This window comes from Actinoplanes sp. NPDC051411, from assembly GCF_040682075.1.
Classification (GTDB): Bacteria; Actinomycetota; Actinomycetes; order Mycobacteriales; family Micromonosporaceae; genus Actinoplanes.
The window spans coordinates 2133-18819 of sequence record NZ_JBFBAD010000110.1 but is presented as its reverse complement, the minus strand read 5'-3'; the positions used below and the strand labels follow the sequence as shown (position 1 = coordinate 18819).

The following is a 16687-nucleotide window of genomic DNA, read 5'->3' as shown; positions in this document are numbered from 1 at the left end:
CAATCAGAGTTCCCTAAGGGAACCCCAAATGCTAAAGTTCCGCCCATGCAACGAACCAGCTTCGGCGACATGGCGTGCTCGATCGCGCGCACCCTCGACGTCATCGGGGAGCCGTGGTCGCCGCTGATCCTGCGCGACGTGTGGGTCGGCATGAACCGCTTCGACCAGATCCAGGCCGACCTCGGCGTCTCCCGCAAGGTACTCACCGAGCGCCTCAACCACCTGGTCGGCCACGGCATCCTCGAGCGCCGCCCTTACGACCAGCGGCCCCGCCACGAATACGTGCTGACCGAGCAGGGCACCGAGCTGCTCGAGATGCTGATGGTGATGGTCGCCTGGGGTGACAAGTGGCTCGCCGGGGAGGCCGGGCCGCCGGTTCTCTACCGGCACCACGCGTGCGGCGAGATCAGCCACGTGTCGCTGAGCTGCGCGGCGTGCGGACAGCCGATGCACCCGGGCGACATCGACCTGCTACCCGGCCCGGGTGCCGCGCAGTAGCTCCTCGACCCGGTCGGCCAGATCGGCCCGGCGGCCGTCGAGGACCATCGTGGCGCCCCGCCGCAGCAACGGCTCGACCTCCTCGGCATACCGGGCGATCTCGGCGCGATGCTCGCGCTTCTTTCCGTACGGGTTGTCCAGCCGCCTCCCGACCCGCTCGAGCAGTGTGGCCAGCGGCGCCGTCAGCAGCACGACGTGGTCGAACCGCTCGTAGAACCGCCCCTGATTCGCCACCGTCCCACTCACGACGAGCTCGTCCTCGTCGAGCAGCCGGGACATCCGGTCCTCGTCCCAGAGCCCGTCCGCCCGGGTCCATCCGCCGTAGTCGGTGTCGACCGTCGCGAAACCCCGCCGCGCCAGCTCGGCCAGCAGCGTCGACTTGCCCACCCCCGACATCCCGGTCACCAGGATTCGCGCCACGGGCCTGACGCTAACAGTGGTCGCTCTCCGGCCCGGGACCGGTGCGGCGTTGCGACGGTCCTCGAACCCCGGCCGATATCCGGTCGCGCCCGCGCACCGCGACGTGCATCCTCTGGGCGTGCTGACGGTCCGAAGATTCCAGACGCCGGATGCCCCGGCCCTCTGGGCCTTGAACAACCTGCCCAACATCGGCCACACCGCGAACCCGGCGGCCCCGCTTCCGCTGCCCCCCCGCGGCGACCCCACCGGCGGGCTTCCCCGACCTGGCGGACATCGACGGGAGCTTTCTGGCCGTCGGCGGCGATTTCCTCGTCGCCGAACTGGACGGCCACCTCGCCGGCATGGGCGGCTTCCGCCGCGGCCCCGGCGGTGACGCCGAGGTCCTGCGGGTCCGCGTCCACCCGGCGACGCGGCGCCGGGGCGTCGGACGGGCGCTCATGACCGAACTGGAACGCCGGGCCGCCCGGGCGGGCCGGCACCGGATGTGCCTGGACACGGCGACCAACCAGCCGGAGGCGATGGCGTTCTACGAGGCGCTCGGATACCAGGAGACCGGCCGGCGGCAGCGGCCGGACTGGTCGTGGACGCTGGTCTTCTACGCCAAGCCGCTCCACCGCAACGGGGTCAGCTAGTGCCGTGACCACGAACGTTTACGGTGTTGGATGACACGCTGCTCGGGCTGATGGCCGAGCGGCGTGGTGGCGGTCACGCTGTGGCGGTGGGAGATCCTGTACGCGTGCGGCGGCTCAGTGACCGGGAAGGTCAGCAGTTGCTGAGAATCCCCCGTCGAGGTACGGGTTCACCGGTCCGATTACGGCGGGCCATGGTCGTGCTCGCCTCGGCCGGTGGGAATACCGTGCCGGTGATTGCCCGTCTCGTCCGAGCCGATGAGGACACGATCCGGTAAGTCATCCATCGGTTCAACGAGATGGGGATGGCCGGCCTGGACCCTCAGTGGGCGGGTGGCCGTCCCCGCCAGATCAGTCCTGACGACGAGCAGTACATCGTCACGACGGCCAACACCCGCTCCGAAGCCCTGGGGCGTCCGTTCACCCGGTGGAGCATCCGCAAGTTCGCCGAGCACCTCACCACGCAGGCCGCCCGCCCGATCGAGGTAGGACGCGAACGGCTGCGTCAACTGCTGGTCAAACACGGCATCACCGTCCAGCGGACGAAGACGTGGAAGGAGTCGAACGATCCGCAGCGGGACACGAAACTGGCCCGCATCGAGTACGTGACCAGCAATTTTCCGCAGCGGGTGTTCGCTTTCGACGAGTTCGGCCTCTCGTGATCCGTCCGCGGGCCGGTTCCGGCTGGGCACCGCGAGGCCACCCGCATCGGCTGCCCGCGAACTACCACAAGCTGCACGGCGTCCGGCAGTTCCACGGCTGCTACAGCGTCGGTGACGGCCAACTCTGGGGCGTCGTGCACCGGCGCGAGAGTGCGGCGAACACTCTGGCCGCGCTGAAGTCGATTCGCCGGGCGAGGCCGGGCGGGGCACCGATCTACGTCATCTTGGACAACCTGTCCGCGCACGAAGGAAAGACGATCCGCGTCTGGGCGGCCTGCAACAAGGTCGAGCTGTGTTTCACTCCGACCTACGCATCCTGGGCCAACCCGATCGAGGCCCAGTTCGGGCCGCTACGCACCTTCGTGATCGCCGGATCGAACCACTCCAACCACCCAGCGTTGATCGCTCACCTGCACCGATACCTGCGCTGGCGCAACGCCAACGCCCGCCACCCCGACGTCCTGGCCGCGCAACGCCGCGAACGCGCCCGCATCCGCAGCGAACGACAGCGCTGCTGGGGCCGACCCGCCACCCGGGCAGCCTGACCCCAACACCTCAAACGTTCGTGGTCAGGGCACTAGCGGGCACCGGCAGTTGGAAGACCGGCCAGGCGTGACCGCGGCCCAGTCGGGTCGCGTCCTGGGCACGCACCCGGCCGGCGTCGTGCCGTTCCCGCTCGACCGCCAGGTCACCGGCCGGAGCGTCGAGCGGGAGCCGGCTCGGCAGGGCCGCGACTTTCCCGGCCTGGGCAGCCGGCAACGGAATCAGACGCCGAACACGACCAGGTCGAGCTGCTCGACGACGCGCTCGGGCAGGCCGCCGTCGGCCGCGTCCCGTTCGAGGGCCCGCAGGCCCGCCTCGAACAGCGTGTCGTCCAGGGTGGCCAGGTTGCTCAGCGAGCGGCTGCGGGCCCGCGCGACGAACTCCGGCGGGCTCTCGGCGAGCACCTGCGAGACCTTCAGGTGCGCGACCCGGGGCAGGTCGAGCGAGGCCAGCAGCGACGACATCTCGGTCCGGTCGGGCCACGCGGCCGGGAAGTACCGGTAATAGGGCAGCTCGTCCGGCAGCCCGAAACCGCCGCGCAGCAGCAGGCGCCCGCCCGGTTTGAGGGTGCGGCGCACGCCGCCGGTGAACGCGGCCAGGTCGGTCACGTGATGAACCATCTGCGACGCCCACACCGCGTCGAACACGCCGGCCCGGAACGGCAGGCTCTCGGCCGCCCCGCCCACGAGCGGCCGGCTCGGGCAGACGGCGCGCATGGCCGGCGACGGTTCGCAGGCGACGACCGTCGCGCCGCAGGCCCGGGCCAGCGCGGCGGTGAACCGGCCGGTGCCCGCCCCGAGGTCGAGCACGAGGCCGCCCGGCCCGGGCAGGTAGGGCCGGGCCGCCGCCATCCACGCGTCGACGTCGGCCGGGCGCAACCGCCGCCCGGCGTCGTAACGCCCGGCCATTCCCCGGTCGAAGACCACGGGTGAATCCTAGAGCGCCGCGATCGTCGACGGCGCCCGCTCCCGGCGGCTCAGCGCCCGGATCACCGCGGTGGCCCCGTGCCGCCGCGCGGCCATCCGGCACAGCTCCGCCAGCGCCGAGTCGAGGCATCCCGGCGGCAGCGCGGGCGACGCCGAACCCAGGCTGACCGCCAGGTCGTCGCCGTGCACGGCCAGCTCCAGCAGCCGCGTCGTCAGGTAGTCGTCGAGCGACAGCGCCCACGGCCCCCACGGCAGCTGGATCACCCGGTCGTCCGGTTCGTCCGGCAGCCGCCGGCGGAGCTCGGCCAGGGCCACCCCGGCCTCCGCGATCAGGGCGGCGGCGCCGGCGGCGGCCGCCTCCGAGGCCGTACGCCGGATGTAGGTGTTGACCTCGCTCTCGACATCGCCGTCGGTCCACGTCGACCGGCCCCAGTGCTCGCCCAGCCCCACGCACGGGTCGACGACCGGCGCGTCGAGCGCCGGCGGCACCTGCGTGACCTGGCTGACCAGGTGGGCGACCAGCGCACCGACCCGCATCCGCGCGAGCGCGCTCGGCGCCTCCCAGCACTGGGCGACCGCCGGCTGCCGCAGAAACGCGCTGGTGGCCGCGGCCGACTCCAGATAGACCTCTCTGACCGTCATCGTTCCAGTGTGGACACCGCCGGCCGGCGAAGGAAAGGCCCGCATGAGCATCGTCGAAGCGCATCGACCTCCTCGCGGTCGCCGACGGCGGCCTGACCGACACCCCGGCGAGCGCCCCGGAAGACCTGGTGCGACCGGGCGGCCCGGCCGGAGTCGGCCGGCCCGTGGTGAGGCCGCCGCCCGCTGGGCCGACCGGAGACACCGGGCCGGCGGCGGAGACCGGCCGGCGATCCGCCGGGTTGCGCCGGATCGTGGCGGTCAGGGCGAGGATGCGCTGGGTTTTGCCTTCGATGATGCGTCCGCGGTGTGGTTCGAGGTCGAGTTGGCCTTTCAAGGTGTCGGTGACCGACCCGGACGGGTTTGGGTAGGTGCTGGGCGGGATGCGGGGGTCCGGTCGCGGTAGGACGGGCGCGGCAGCAGGATCCCGCGGTCGGCCCAGTCACCGGTCGACTGATGCGGACGCGGGCACCGGAGGAACCGGGAGTGTGAAGCGCGCATTCGACCGGGGTCGAGTCGGTCACCCACGCGTCGTCGAACCACAGGTCGATGTCAGCGGCGACCAGCCGGACGGCTTGTTTCAGCAACGGCACCGCGGCCCCGGGTCGTGGTTGTTGCCGGACCGGCCCGGCAGACCGGGGAACGCTTCGGCGGGCGGATCATCGACTCCGCCGGGTTACGACTCACTGGTCCAGCTGAGACGTCCGGCGGCCCGCAGGACGGCGACCGCGTCCGCGGTGACCCACGGGTTGGCGCGGCGGGTGCTCGTCCCACCCCAGTCGACCGAGTCGCGGGTGGCGCCGCGCGCATAGGTCGCCTGCGCCGGCCACCCGTCCGGCAGCCGCTTCGACTCGAGCAGATCCAGCGCGTCGGCGCAGCGCGGATCGTCGAGCAGCCCCATCTCCATCATCGCGACCAGCCCGCCCAGCATGTCGTAATGCCAGTACCGCGGGAAATGCAACTTGGCGAAGTCGTCGCGGATCAGCTCGCCCGTGCCGGCCCGGAACAGCAGCCGCCGGCGCAGAAAGACTTCGGCGGCCCGGCGCGCTGCCTCCCGGCACGCTTCACTCCCGTACGCCCAGAGGCCGCGCATCGGCAGCAAGCTCTCGTGAAAGGACGAGGTCGTGGCCGCCGGACGGCGGTCGCAGTTCCATCCGCCGTCCGGCCATTGCCACTCCAGCAGCTGGCCGGCCAGCGAGTCGCAGCGTTCGTCGGCGAGCCCGAGTTTCACCAGCGACCGCAGCGCGTTGCCCGGCTGGGACGCGTGCGCCCGCCAGCGCCCGTCGAGCACGGGCGGCCGGACCGCCAGCCACGTGGCGAGAACCCGTTCGCGCAGCGGCACGAGCCGCGGATCGCCGGGTGGATGGCCGGTGTCGGCCAGCGCGGCCAGCACCCAGTGGGCGCCCCGCCATTTGGCATAGACCGGCACGTGCGCCGCGCCCTCGATGAGTTTCGACGGATCCACGAGCGCGATGGTAGGGCCCGGCCCGGGCGCCCGGAAGCCACCCGGGCCGGAAAGCCGCTCAGGAGCGGAAGAACTCCAGCAGGTCGGCGTTGATGACGTCGGCCTGGGTGGTCGGCATGCCGTGCGGGTAACCCGCGTACGTCTTGAGCGTGCCGTTGCGCACCAGCTCGGCCGACAGCGGGGCCGAGTCGGCGTACGGCACGACCTGGTCGTCGTCGCCGTGCATGACCAGCACCGGCACCGTGATCTTCTTCAGGTCTCCGGTGAAGTCGGTCTGCGAGAACGCGACCACCCCGTCGTAGTGGGCCTTCGCCGAGCCCATCATGCCCTGCCGCCACCAGTTCTGGATGATCGGCTCGATCGGCTCGACGCCCTCGCGGTTGAAGCCGTAGAACGCGGTCGCCGGCAGCTCGTGGTAGAACACCGAGCGGTGGTTGGCCACCTGCGACTGGATGTCGTCGAAGACCTTCCTGGGCAGGCCGCCCGGGTTCGACTCGGTCTGCACCATGAGCGGCGGGACGGCACTGATCAGCACCGCCTTGGCGACCCGGCTCTCGCCGTGCCGGCCGATGTAGTGCGCCACCTCGCCGCCGCCGGTCGAGTGCCCGACGTGGATCGCGTCGTGCAGGTCGAGGTGGGCGGTCAGGGCGGCCAGGTCGTCGGCGTAGTGGTCCATGTCGTGGCCGTCGGGCACCTGCGCCGACCGGCCGTGCCCGCGCCGGTCGTGGGCGATGACCCGGTAGCCGTGGCCCAGGAAGAACATCATCTGGGCGTCCCAGTCGTCGGCCGAGAGTGGCCAGCCGTGACTGAAGACGATCGGTTGTCCGGTACCCCAGTCCTTGTAGAAGATCTCCACGCCGTCGTTGGTCGTGATCGTTGGCATCTGCCGACCTCCGTCATCGTCGTCTGCGAGACCCGGACGAGCCCCTCGGCCGACGCTAGTCAGCATGCCGTTTCGAGGCCAGAGCCCGGCGATGAACAACTGGCGCGCCGAGCGTGCGGCCGCGCGACCGCCAGCTGAGCACGGAGCCCACCGACGCCGCCGACAGGATCGACCCGACAGCCACGAAACACCCGATGGAGCCGATCGCGGCGAACGACCCGATCGAGCCGATCGACAGCACGGAGCCGCTGGACCCGATCGACAGCACGGAACCCTTCGACCACAGACTCAGGACCGATCCTTCGGACCGGTAGGACATCCACGACTCACGCATGCGCCGATTCTCGCGCACCTTCGCCCGTACGGGATCAGGCCAGCAGATCGCCCAGCGTGACCAGCCGGTATCCCTCGCCCCGCAGCCGTTTGATGATCGCCGGAAGGGCGATCGCGGTCTGCGGGGCGTTGGCCTCGGTGATGTGCAGCACCACGATCGACCCGGGCCTGGCCTGCTTGACCGTGTCGGCCGTGATGCGGGCCGGATTGTTGCCGAAGGCGTCCCCCGACACGTCGTCGTACTCGACGACCGTGCACCCGACCGGCGCGATCGCGTCGAGCGCCGCCGCGTCATAGCATCCGCCGGGAAACCGGAAGTAGCGCGTCGCGTGGCCGGTGTACTGCCCGAGCACCTGAAACGACCGTTCGACGTCGGCCGCCATGTCCGCGCGCTTGATCGTGCCGAGCCCGTAGCACCCACCCCGGAACCCCTCGTGCGCCCACGAGTGACTGGCCACCTGAAACTCCGGGTCGGCGGCGATCCGCCGGGTGAGCTGCGGGTACGCCTGCACCCACTTCCCGGCGAGAAAGAACGTGGCCGGCGTGCGCGACCTCTGCAACTCGTCGACGACGGCCGAGTTGGCGTAGCTCTTGACCTTGCCGTCGGCGAGCCGCCGCAGCATCGCGTCGGTCATGTTGGAGTCGAACGTGAGCGCGACCTCCTTCCGCGTCCGCGGCCCGTGGAAGATCACGACCGGGTGGGTGCCGCGCAGGCGGGCACCCGGGCCGCCCGGCTCGGCGAAGTGCAGGATCGTGGTGCCGGCGACCGGCTCGGCTTCCCCGATCTCGGCCCCGGCGGTCCGCTGCGTCTTGACGACGCCGATCGCCCTCTCGGGCTTCTGCTGCTGGGCCGGCTGCTTCTGGGCCCGCTGCTCCTGGGCCGGCCTTTGTGCCGGCTTCGCGGCCGGGCTGCAGGCGGCCACCGAGGCCAGGACGAGCAGGGCTGCGGCCGCACCGGCCAGACGTTGCCTCACAAGGGCCGCACACTACTGCCTCCCGGGACAATGCGGTCCTTGAGGTCCTCCCGGAACGCCGCGCCGACCCACCAGTCGGGTCGCGATGCCGGCCTCTCTCACCGGCCGTCGCCGTCATCGGCCTCCGGTTCGATGTCCGACCGGGCGCAGGCATCGTCGCGCGGGTGGTAGCCGATCGCCTCACCGCCGGTGCTGCCAGTTCGGCGGGTGGCCGGCTTGGCGGAAGGCGTCAGGTTGATCGGCGCTCCTCCGCGCTTCCAGGTCGGCACGTCCGGCCGGCTAGGCCAGCGATGTTGGTTTGGAAGAGGGCGCAAGGCGGGTCGGCACTGCTCGCGCATCCGCGTTCCTGGGCGGCCAGTGCTGCTGGGTCGTCGGTTTGGCGGATGGGCGCGCACTGCCTGGCAGCGCTGATGTTTCTACGTCGGCCGGAGCTGCTGGTTAAGCCATTCCGTTCGCGTAGTCAGTGGGGCTGGTGCGGTCGTTTGGCGGACGGCGACGGGTCCGTCGGCCTTGGCCGGTCTGCCGCGGAGGCCGGGTGGATCGGCGCTGTTGCTCCGGCCCGCGCTGTTGCCTCGCCTGCGCTGGCCGCCTGCCCGGCTGCCCGGCTGCCCGGCTGCCCGGCTGCCCGGCTTGCACTGCCCGCCTGCCCTGCGTGCCCCGCCTGCCCTGCCTCCCCGCTGCCGGCCCGGTCTGGGCTGGGCTGGCGGCCTCGGCCAATGTCGGGGGTCGCGGGCAAGAGGGCTCGGCCGAGCCCTGCGGGAGGAGACCTGGGCAAAGGGCGTTGAGCGATTCCGGGGCGTCGACCGGGTCGGGCCTGCCGGACGCCGGTCGGCTCTCCGAGCGAACCTGGACGATTTGCGCAGGCGATGCGGGGCCGTTGCCGCCTGGGTGTCTTGCCTGTTGGTTGGAAAAGGGCGTGTCGGTAATCGAATGGAGTGCGCGGGACAACTCTGGCTGAAGGTGACCGGATTCGACGGTTCGGCGGGACCTGGATCGCGCTGGACAAATGGGAAGGCGGGCGCGGTCACCGGGCGTACGGGGCGGTTGTGATGCCGCGTTAGCGGCGCGGAAACATTGGTTCGACGGGGTGGAAACCTGGGCTGGGGACAGTCGCGGGCAACAGGCGGGATGGGGAGTCGATGGCTGAGGGTGTGCTGACCGGGTTCACGGTGGCGGTCACCGCCGAGCGGCGGCGGGAGGAGATGACCGCGCTGCTGGAGCGGCGCGGGGCCCGGGTCGTCAGCGCGCCCGCGATCAGCATTGTGCCGCTCGTCGACGATGAGGCGCTGCACGCGGCCACCGCCGCCTGTGTCGGGCTCGCGCCCGACCTGGTGGTCGTGACGACCGGGATCGGGTTCCGGGGGTGGCTGGAGGCGGCCGAGGGGTGGGGGATGGCCGACGCGCTGCGGGCCACGCTCGGGCAGGCCCGGATCATCGCCCGGGGGGCCAAGCCGTGCGGGGCGATCCGGGCGGCCGGGCTGACCGAGGCGTGGGCGGCGCCGTCCGAATCGACCGAGGAGATTCTGCAGCGGCTGCTCGCCGAGGGGGTGGCCGGGCACCGGGTGGTGGTGCAGGAACACGGCGAGCCGCAGACCGAGTTCGTCGCCGCGCTTCGCGGCGCCGGTGCGGCGGTGGTCGAGGTTCCGGTGTACCGGTGGGTGCTGCCGGCGGACGCTTCCGGTGTACGCCGCCTGGCCGACCAGGTCGTCGCCGGTCAGATCGACGCCGTCACGTTCACCAGCGCGCCGGCCGTGAAGGCGTTCCTCCAGGTCGCCGGGCCGGAGGTTCTGACATCGCTGCGGACGCGGACGCTCGCCGCCTGCGTCGGACCGGTCACCGCCGCCCAGCTGACCAAGTTCGACGTGCCGGTGGTGATGCCCGAGCGCTACCGGCTCGGCGCCCTGATCCGTACGGTCAGCGAGGAGCTGCCGAAGCGGGCCCGGCACCTGCGCGTGGCCGGCGACGATCTCGAGATGCGCGGCCACGTCGTCCTGATCGACGGCACACCGCACACGCTCGCCCCGGCCGCGATGGCGATCCTCGAGGCGCTGGCCGAGAAGCCGGGCAAGGTGGTCGGCAAGGAGCAGCTGATCGAGGCGCTGCCGCGGGGCAACGACGGGCACGCGGTCGACGTGGCGGTGGCCCGGCTGCGGACCGCGCTCGGCTCGGGGCGGCACATCGAGACGGTCATCAAGCGGGGCTACCGCCTGCGGGTGGACGAACCGGAATGACGGCCGCGAGGCGCGGGCCGGCCCTGACCGCGGTCGCGCACGGCACGCGCAGCCCGGCCGGCCAGGCCCAGATCCGCGACCTCGTCGCCCGGGTGGCCCGGGAACGGCCGGGGCTCGACGTGCGGCTCTGCTACGCCGACGTGCAGCGGCCGAGGGTCGGCGAGCTCGTCCACGACGGGGTGGTCGTGCCGCTTCTGCTGTCCGCCGGCCACCACGTGCGGGTCGACATCGCCGAGGCGGTCGCGGGCACCCGGGCGGTGGTCGCGGGGCCGCTCGGCCCCGACGGCGTACTCCTGGAGAGCCTGACCCGGCACCTGCCGGCCGCCGACGCGGTGGTTCTGGCGGCCGCCGGATCGAAGGACCCGGCCTGGCGGGACTCCGTCGAGCGGGCCGGCGCCGGCCTCGGTGCCCACATCGCGTACGCCTCGGGCGGTGACCGCAAGGTCGCCGATGTCGTCGCCGATCTGCGGCGTCGCGGGGCGCGCCGGGTGGCGATCGCCGCCTACCTGCTCGCGGACGGCCTTTTCTACCGCACGCTGCGCCGGGCGGGCGCCGACGCGGTGACGCCGCCGCTCAGCCTCGACCCGGCGGTCGCGTCGCTGGTGCTGCGGAGATACGACCTCACAACGGCCCTGAGCCGGTTGTAGGAAGATCCGAACCCCGGCGCAATAACGGCGGTCCCGGCGGTAAACAAACGCCCGGCACCATTCGTCGCGTGACCGAGAAAAGACGACTGGTGGTCATCGGCAACGGGATGGCCGGCGCCCGGACGGTCGAGGAGATCCTTGCCCGTGGCGGCGATTTCGACATCACGATGTTCGGCGACGAGCCCTACGGCAATTACAACCGCATCATGCTGTCCAATGTCCTCGCGGGAGTGGAGGACGAGGCCGGCATCTTCCTCAACGACCTTTCCTGGTATTCCGATCACGGCATCACCCTGCACGCCGGCACCCGGATCGAGCGCATCGACCGTGCTTCGAGGACGGTCCACGCGGCGGACGGGAGCGCGACCGGCTACGACAAGCTGATCATCGCGACCGGGAGCCGGGCGTTCGTGCCGCCGATCCCGGGGCTGCACCGGCCGGGCCGCGGCTACCACCAGGGCGTCTTCGCCTTCCGGACACTCGACGACACCCGGGCCATGATCCGTTATGCCCGGGAGCACGAGCGGGCGGTGGTGATCGGCGGCGGGCTGCTGGGGCTGGAGGCGGCCCGTGGCCTGCAGAACCATCTGCCGCACGTGACATTGGTCCATGCGACCGGCCATCTGATGAACACCCAGTTGAACGAGGTCGCCGGTCAGACCCTCCAGCGGACCGTCGAGCGGCGGCTCGGCATCGAGGTGCTGGTCGGTGCCACCACGACCGAGATCCTCGGCAAGCACGCGGTCACCGGGGTGAAGCTGGCCGACGGGCGGGTCGTGCCGTGCGACGTGGTCGTGGTGGCGGCCGGGATCCGGGCGAACGCCGAGGTGGCGGCGGCGAGCGGGCTGCCGGTCGAGCGGGGCGTCGTGGTCGACGACCAGATGCGGGCGGCCGAGGACGTCTACGCGGTCGGGGAGTGCGCCCAGCACCGCGGCGAGGTGTACGGGCTGGTCGCCCCGCTCTGGGAGCAGGCCCGGGTGCTGGCCGACCACCTGACCGGGGCCGCGCCGGACGCCGCCTACCGCGGGTCGAAGGTCAGCACGAAGCTCAAGGTCGCCGGCGTCGACGTCGCCTCGATGGGCCTGACGACGCCGGCCGACGGCGACGAGTCGGTCACCTTCGCCGAGCCGGCCCGGGGGATCTACAAGAACGTCATCGTGCGGGACGGGCGCCTGGTCGGCGCCACCCTGGTCGGGGACGTGACGAAGGCGGCGTACCTGATCCAGGCGTTCGAGAGAGGCCTGGATCTGCCCGCCGAGAGGGCGTCGCTGCTGTTCGACCTCGGTGGTGAGGGCGCCGAGGTCAGCCCGGCCGAGATGCCGGACGACGCGCAGGTCTGCAACTGCAACGGGGTGGCCAAGTCGGCGATCTGCGGGGCGGTCGCCGGCGGCTGCCGGACGGTCGGCGGGGTGATGGACCGGACCCGGGCCGGCAAGGGCTGTGGCACGTGCAAGCCGCTCGTGGCGCAGATCGTGTCGTGGGCGGCCGGCGGTGCCCTCGACGAGGACCCGGCCGCGTCCTACTACGTGCCGGGCGTTCCGCTGCCGAAGCCGGAGCTGATGGCCGCGGTCCGCCGGCTCGGGCTGAAGTCGGTGTCGGCGGTCTTCGGCGCCCTCGGCGGGGAGGAGGACGCCAAGAGCAAGATGGGCCTGGCGTCGCTGCTGAAGATGATGTGGGGCGACGAGTACGTCGACGAGCGCGACGCCCGCTTCATCAACGACCGCGTGCACGGCAACATCCAGCGCGACGGCACGTTCTCGGTCGTGCCGCAGATGAAGGGCGGCGTCACCACCCCGGCCCAGCTCAAGCGGATCGCCGAGGTGGCCGAGCGGTATGACGTTCCGATGGTCAAGCTGACCGGTGGTCAGCGGATCGACCTGCTGGGCGTTCCGAAGGAGAAACTGCCCGACATCTGGGCCGACCTCGACATGCCGTCCGGATACGCGTACGCGAAGAGCTTCCGCACGGTGAAGACCTGCGTCGGATCGGACTTCTGCCGGTTCGGGGTCGGCGACTCGACCGCGCTGGGCATCGCGCTCGAGGAGCGCTATCAGGGCATCGAGGGCCCGGGGAAGATGAAGCTCGCGGTCACCGGGTGCCCGCGGAACTGCGCCGAGGCGTACGTGAAGGACCTCGGCGTCGTCGCGATCGACGGCGGCCGATGGGAGATCTACGTCGGCGGGGCGGCCGGCGCCCATGTGCGCAAGGGCGACCTGCTCGCGACCGTCGACTCGGCCGACGAGGTGATCGTGCTGGCGGGCCGGTTCCTGCAGTACTACCGCGAGAACGGGAACTGGCTCGAGCGGACGTACTCCTTCGTCCCGCGCGTCGGCATCGACCGGGTCCGGGCGGTCGTCGTCGACGACGACGACGGCATCGCGGCGGCCCTGGACGCGGCGATGGACGCCTCGGTGGCGGCCTACCGCGACCCCTGGCGGGAGCGGGAGCGCGAGAGCACCCCGGGCCAGTTCCGCACCTCGTTGCCGCTGACCGTCCTGCCCCAGGTTCCGGTGCGGGCATGACGTCTCTCGGCTCGATCCACGACATCCCGCCCGGCGAGGGCCGGGCCTACGCCGTCGGCGGCGAATCGGTGGCGGTCTTCCGGCTGCGCGACGGCTCGGTCCGGGCGCTGTCGGCGGTCTGCCCGCACCGGGGCGGCCCGCTCGCCGACGGCCAGATCGACCTCCGTCAGGTGGTCTGCCCGCTGCACCTGAACGCCTGGGATCTCACCACCGGCTGCTCGCTCTCCGGGCAGCCCGACCTGACCAGCTACCCGGTCCGCCTCGACGGCGACCAGATCGTTCTGGGGGAGTGACCATGACCGCGACGTTGCCCGCAGTCCGGACGCCGGAGAACGGCCGCTGGATCGACGACTGGCGGCCGGAGGACCCGTCCTTCTGGCGGGCCACCGGCGCCCGGATCGCCCGGCGCAACCTGATCCTCTCGATCGTCTCCGAGCACATCGGCTTCTCGGTGTGGTCGCTGTGGTCGGTGCTGGTGCTGTTCCTCGGACCGGCGTACGGCGTCGACCCGGCCGGCAAGTTCCTGCTCACGGCCGTACCGACGCTGGTCGGGGCGGCCCTGCGGATCCCGTACAGCTTCGCCGTGGCCCGGTTCGGCGGCCGCAACTGGACCGTCTTCAGCGCGTCCCTCCTGCTGATTCCGTCGGTGCTGGCGGCATTCCTGATCCGGCCCGGGGTGTCGTTCCCGACCCTGGTCCTGCTGGCCGCGGTGGCCGGGGTCGGCGGCGGCAACTTCGCCTCCTCGATGACCAACATCAACGCGTTCTATCCGGAGCGGCTCAAGGGCTGGGCGCTCGGCGTCAACGCGGGCGGCGGCAATCTCGGCGTCGCCGCGGTGCAACTGGTCGGCCTGCTCGTGCTGGCGGTCGCGGGCGCCGGCCACCCCGGAATCGTCGCCGGTGTCTACATTCCGCTCATCGTGCTGGCCGCCCTCGGATCCGCGCTCGGGATGGACAACCTCGCCCAGGCGCGCGGCGAGCGGCGCGGGATGCGCGACGCCGTCCGGGACGCGCACACCTGGGTCATGTCGCTGCTCTACATCGGCACGTTCGGCTCGTTCATCGGCTTCGGTTTCGCCTTCGGCCAGGTGCTGCAGGTCCAGTTCCACGACCAGTTCGGCACCCCGGTCAAGGCCGCCTACCTGACGTTTCTCGGGCCGCTGCTCGGCTCGCTCGTGCGGCCGGTGGGCGGGTTCCTGGCCGACCGGCTCGGCGGTGCCCGGGTCACGTTCGCGACCTTCCTCGCGATGGCCCTCGGCGCCGGGGTGGTGCTGCTCGCGGCCGGCCGGCAGTCGCTGCCGCTCTACCTCGTCGGGTTCGTCGCGCTCTTCGTGCTCAGCGGGATCGGCAACGGGTCGACGTACAAGATGATCCCGGCCATCTTCGGCCGCCGGCATCCCGGGAATCCGCACGAGGCACGCCGGCTGGCCGGCGCCGTCATCGGCATCGCCGGGGCGGTCGGCGCCTTCGGCGGCGTGCTGGTCAACCTCGCGTTCCGGCAGTCGTTCCTGACCACCGGCAGCGCGAACGCCGCCTACCTGGCCTTCATCGCGTTCTACCTGGTCTGCGTGGCCGTCACCTGGACCGTCTATCTGCGGCGCCCGGCCACCGTCTGAGGATTGGCCCTCCCATTCCGGCCGCGGTGCGCGATGCTGCTGACATGGCAGATCCGGTGCTCTCCCAGGTGTTCGACGCGGCCGGCCCCTACCTCGACTCCCTCGCCACCCGGCCGGTCCACGATCCGGCCTCGGAAGAACTCCTGGCCCGCCTCGGCGGGCCCCTTCCGGAAACCGGCGCCGGCGCGGCCTCGGCGATCGCCTCACTGCTCGACATCGGTACGCGGGCGGCCACGGCCTCGTCCGGTCCCCGCTTCTTCCATTTCGTGACCGGGGGCGTCACCGAGGCCGCCCTCGCCGCCGACTGGACCGCGTCCCTGCTCGACCAGAACGCGTTCTCGCGGGTGGCCTCGCCGTTCGCCACGTTCACCGAGGGCGTGGCCATCGACTGGCTCCGCGATCTGGCCGGGTTGCCGTCCGGATGGGGCGGTGCGCTGGTCGCCTCGGCGACGTTCGCCAACTTCACGTCGCTCGGCTGCGCGACGCAGTGGTGGGGCGGGCGACTCGGCGCCGACACCGTGCGGGACGGGCTCTCCGGCCTGCCGAGGATGCCGGTCCTCTCGGGCGGCTATGTGCACGCGAGCGCCCGCAAGGCGTTGCAGATGCTCGGGCACGGCCGTGATGCCGTACAGGTGTGCGCGGCCGATGAGGCCGGGCGGGTCTCCCTTTCCGGGATGCGCTCCCGGCTCGCGGCGCTGAACGGCGCGCCCGCCGTGATCATCGCCAATGCGGGGGAGGTCAACGCGGGTGATTTCGACCCGCTGTCGCCGCTGGCCGACCTGGCCGCCGAGTTCGGCTGCTGGCTGCATGTGGACGGGGCGTTCGGGCTCTTCGCGGCCGTGTCGCCGCGGACCGCCCACCTGGTCGCCGGCCTCGACCGGGCCGACTCGATCGCGGCGGACGGCCACAAGTGGCTGAACGTGCCCTACGAGAGCGGCTTCGCCCTGATCCGGGAGCCGGACCGGCTCGGGCAGGCGTTCGGCATGCCCGGCGCCGCCTACCTGCCGGGCCCGGGCGACCCGGCCGGCGGGTACGGGTTGTACGGCCCCGAATCGTCCCGGCGGGCCCGGTCGTTGCCGATCTGGGCCACGCTGGCCGCCTACGGCCGGTCCGGCTACCGCTCCCTGGTGGAGCGGAACCTCGATCTGGCCCAGCACCTGGCCGGCCTGGTCGACGCGTCGCCGGTGCTTCAACGGCTGGCCGACGTGCCGCTCTGCATCGTCTGCCTGCGGGCCCGGCCGGCCGGCGTCGCACCGTCCGACCTCGACGATCTCAACCGCCGTCTCGGCGCCGCCCTGATCGCCGACGGCCGGGTCTACGCCGGCACGACCGTCTACGCGGGTCAGGTCGCGCTGCGCCCGGCGATCGTCAACTGGCGTACCGGCCCCGCCGACATCGAACTGTTCGTCGACGTGCTCCACGAGCTGATCGCCGATCTGATGAGATGACCGGATGCGCCTGCCCCCGCTGCCCGTCCCCGCCCCGCCCCTGACCCCGGCCCAGATGGCCGCGCGGGCGGTCGGCGGCCGCCCGGCCGAGGTCACCCGGCCGATCACCGTCGTTCCGTACTCCGCCGGCTGGCCGTCGGTCTACCGGCGGGAGGAGGCGCGGATCCGGGCCGCGCTGGGCGCCCGGGCCCTCCCGGTCAACCAGATAGGAAGAGCACACGACTGAACACCACTCACCGCGGTATCTATCGC

General features: G+C 72.0%; 17 protein-coding genes and 2 pseudogenes. 10 read left to right on the top strand and 9 right to left on the bottom strand.

Features of this window, described 5'->3' with window-relative positions:
* Positions 1 to 45 precede the first annotated feature (45 nt).
* The gene (locus AB0M88_RS40510; RefSeq protein WP_364111239.1) at positions 46 to 498 is read left to right on the top strand and encodes a helix-turn-helix domain-containing protein; all 453 of its coding nucleotides are present in this window, start codon (positions 46 to 48) and stop codon (positions 496 to 498) included.
* Here the strand turns inward: AB0M88_RS40510 and AB0M88_RS40505 are convergent.
* The gene (locus tag AB0M88_RS40505; protein ID WP_364111237.1) at positions 472 to 918 is read right to left on the bottom strand and encodes an AAA family ATPase; all 447 of its coding nucleotides are present in this window, start codon (positions 916 to 918) and stop codon (positions 472 to 474) included. The genes AB0M88_RS40510 and AB0M88_RS40505 overlap by 27 nt on opposite strands.
* Positions 919 to 1181: 263 nt before the next feature.
* Between AB0M88_RS40505 and AB0M88_RS40500 the strand changes: the two genes are divergently transcribed.
* Both AB0M88_RS40500 and AB0M88_RS40495 read left to right on the top strand, forming a co-directional pair.
* Entirely contained in the window at positions 1182 to 1550 is a 369-nt protein-coding gene (locus AB0M88_RS40500; protein WP_364111271.1) for a GNAT family N-acetyltransferase, read from the top strand.
* Between the two features lie 86 nt (positions 1551 to 1636).
* Positions 1637 to 2754: pseudogene (locus AB0M88_RS40495) on the top strand (IS630 family transposase).
* Positions 2755 to 2764: 10 nt separating this feature from the next.
* Here the strand turns inward: AB0M88_RS40495 and AB0M88_RS40490 are convergent.
* From AB0M88_RS40490 to AB0M88_RS40455, 8 genes and pseudogenes are all read right to left on the bottom strand, one after another.
* Positions 2765 to 2968: a hypothetical protein gene (locus tag AB0M88_RS40490; protein ID WP_364111235.1), complete on the bottom strand. Its 204-nt coding sequence runs from the start codon at positions 2966 to 2968 to the stop codon at positions 2765 to 2767.
* A 5-nt stretch (positions 2969 to 2973) separates the two neighbouring features.
* Positions 2974 to 3678: a methyltransferase domain-containing protein gene (locus AB0M88_RS40485; RefSeq protein ID WP_364111233.1), complete on the bottom strand. Its 705-nt coding sequence runs from the start codon at positions 3676 to 3678 to the stop codon at positions 2974 to 2976.
* Positions 3679 to 3687: 9 nt separating this feature from the next.
* Entirely contained in the window at positions 3688 to 4320 is a 633-nt protein-coding gene (locus AB0M88_RS40480) for a maleylpyruvate isomerase N-terminal domain-containing protein (RefSeq protein ID WP_364111231.1), read from the bottom strand.
* A 673-nt stretch (positions 4321 to 4993) separates the two neighbouring features.
* The gene (locus tag AB0M88_RS40475) at positions 4994 to 5782 is read right to left on the bottom strand and encodes a hypothetical protein (RefSeq protein ID WP_364111229.1); all 789 of its coding nucleotides are present in this window, start codon (positions 5780 to 5782) and stop codon (positions 4994 to 4996) included.
* 58 nt (positions 5783 to 5840) lie between these two features.
* Positions 5841 to 6665 (bottom strand): alpha/beta hydrolase, encoded by an 825-nt coding sequence (locus AB0M88_RS40470; RefSeq protein WP_364111227.1) that lies wholly within the window; start codon positions 6663 to 6665, stop codon positions 5841 to 5843.
* 121 nt (positions 6666 to 6786) lie between these two features.
* A pseudogene (locus tag AB0M88_RS40465) lies at positions 6787 to 6984 on the bottom strand (hypothetical protein); the annotation flags it as partial.
* A 49-nt stretch (positions 6985 to 7033) separates the two neighbouring features.
* A complete protein-coding gene (locus tag AB0M88_RS40460) occupies positions 7034 to 7972 on the bottom strand; it encodes a polysaccharide deacetylase family protein (protein ID WP_364111225.1) in 939 nt (312 codons plus the stop codon).
* 98 nt (positions 7973 to 8070) lie between these two features.
* A complete protein-coding gene (locus AB0M88_RS40455; protein WP_364111223.1) occupies positions 8071 to 8241 on the bottom strand; it encodes a hypothetical protein in 171 nt (56 codons plus the stop codon).
* Between the two features lie 870 nt (positions 8242 to 9111).
* Here AB0M88_RS40455 and AB0M88_RS40450 point away from each other — a divergent pair.
* The 7 genes from AB0M88_RS40450 to AB0M88_RS40420 all read left to right on the top strand — a co-directional run bounded on the left by AB0M88_RS40450 (position 9112) and on the right by AB0M88_RS40420 (position 16661).
* Complete coding sequence (locus AB0M88_RS40450) at positions 9112 to 10203, top strand: uroporphyrinogen-III synthase (RefSeq protein ID WP_364111221.1); 1092 nt, start codon at positions 9112 to 9114, stop codon at positions 10201 to 10203.
* Positions 10200 to 10850, top strand: a complete 651-nt coding sequence (locus AB0M88_RS40445) for a CbiX/SirB N-terminal domain-containing protein (RefSeq protein WP_364111219.1) — start codon at positions 10200 to 10202, stop codon at positions 10848 to 10850. Before AB0M88_RS40450 ends, AB0M88_RS40445 begins: the two co-directional genes overlap by 4 nt.
* Positions 10851 to 10918: 68 nt before the next feature.
* A complete protein-coding gene (gene nirB, locus AB0M88_RS40440) occupies positions 10919 to 13372 on the top strand; it encodes a nitrite reductase large subunit NirB (RefSeq protein WP_364111217.1) in 2454 nt (817 codons plus the stop codon).
* Positions 13369 to 13665 carry a Rieske (2Fe-2S) protein gene (locus AB0M88_RS40435; protein WP_364111215.1) on the top strand — a complete coding sequence of 99 codons (297 nt, stop codon included), beginning with the start codon at positions 13369 to 13371 and terminating at the stop codon, positions 13663 to 13665. Before nirB ends, AB0M88_RS40435 begins: the two co-directional genes overlap by 4 nt.
* 2 nt (positions 13666 to 13667) lie before the next feature.
* A complete protein-coding gene (locus tag AB0M88_RS40430; protein ID WP_364111213.1) occupies positions 13668 to 14987 on the top strand; it encodes a nitrate/nitrite transporter in 1320 nt (439 codons plus the stop codon).
* A 44-nt stretch (positions 14988 to 15031) separates the two neighbouring features.
* Positions 15032 to 16435 (top strand): pyridoxal-dependent decarboxylase, encoded by a 1404-nt coding sequence (locus tag AB0M88_RS40425; protein ID WP_364111211.1) that lies wholly within the window; start codon positions 15032 to 15034, stop codon positions 16433 to 16435.
* 4 nt (positions 16436 to 16439) lie between these two features.
* Entirely contained in the window at positions 16440 to 16661 is a 222-nt protein-coding gene (locus AB0M88_RS40420) for a hypothetical protein (RefSeq protein WP_364111209.1), read from the top strand.
* The last annotated feature ends 26 nt before the right edge of the window (positions 16662 to 16687 follow it).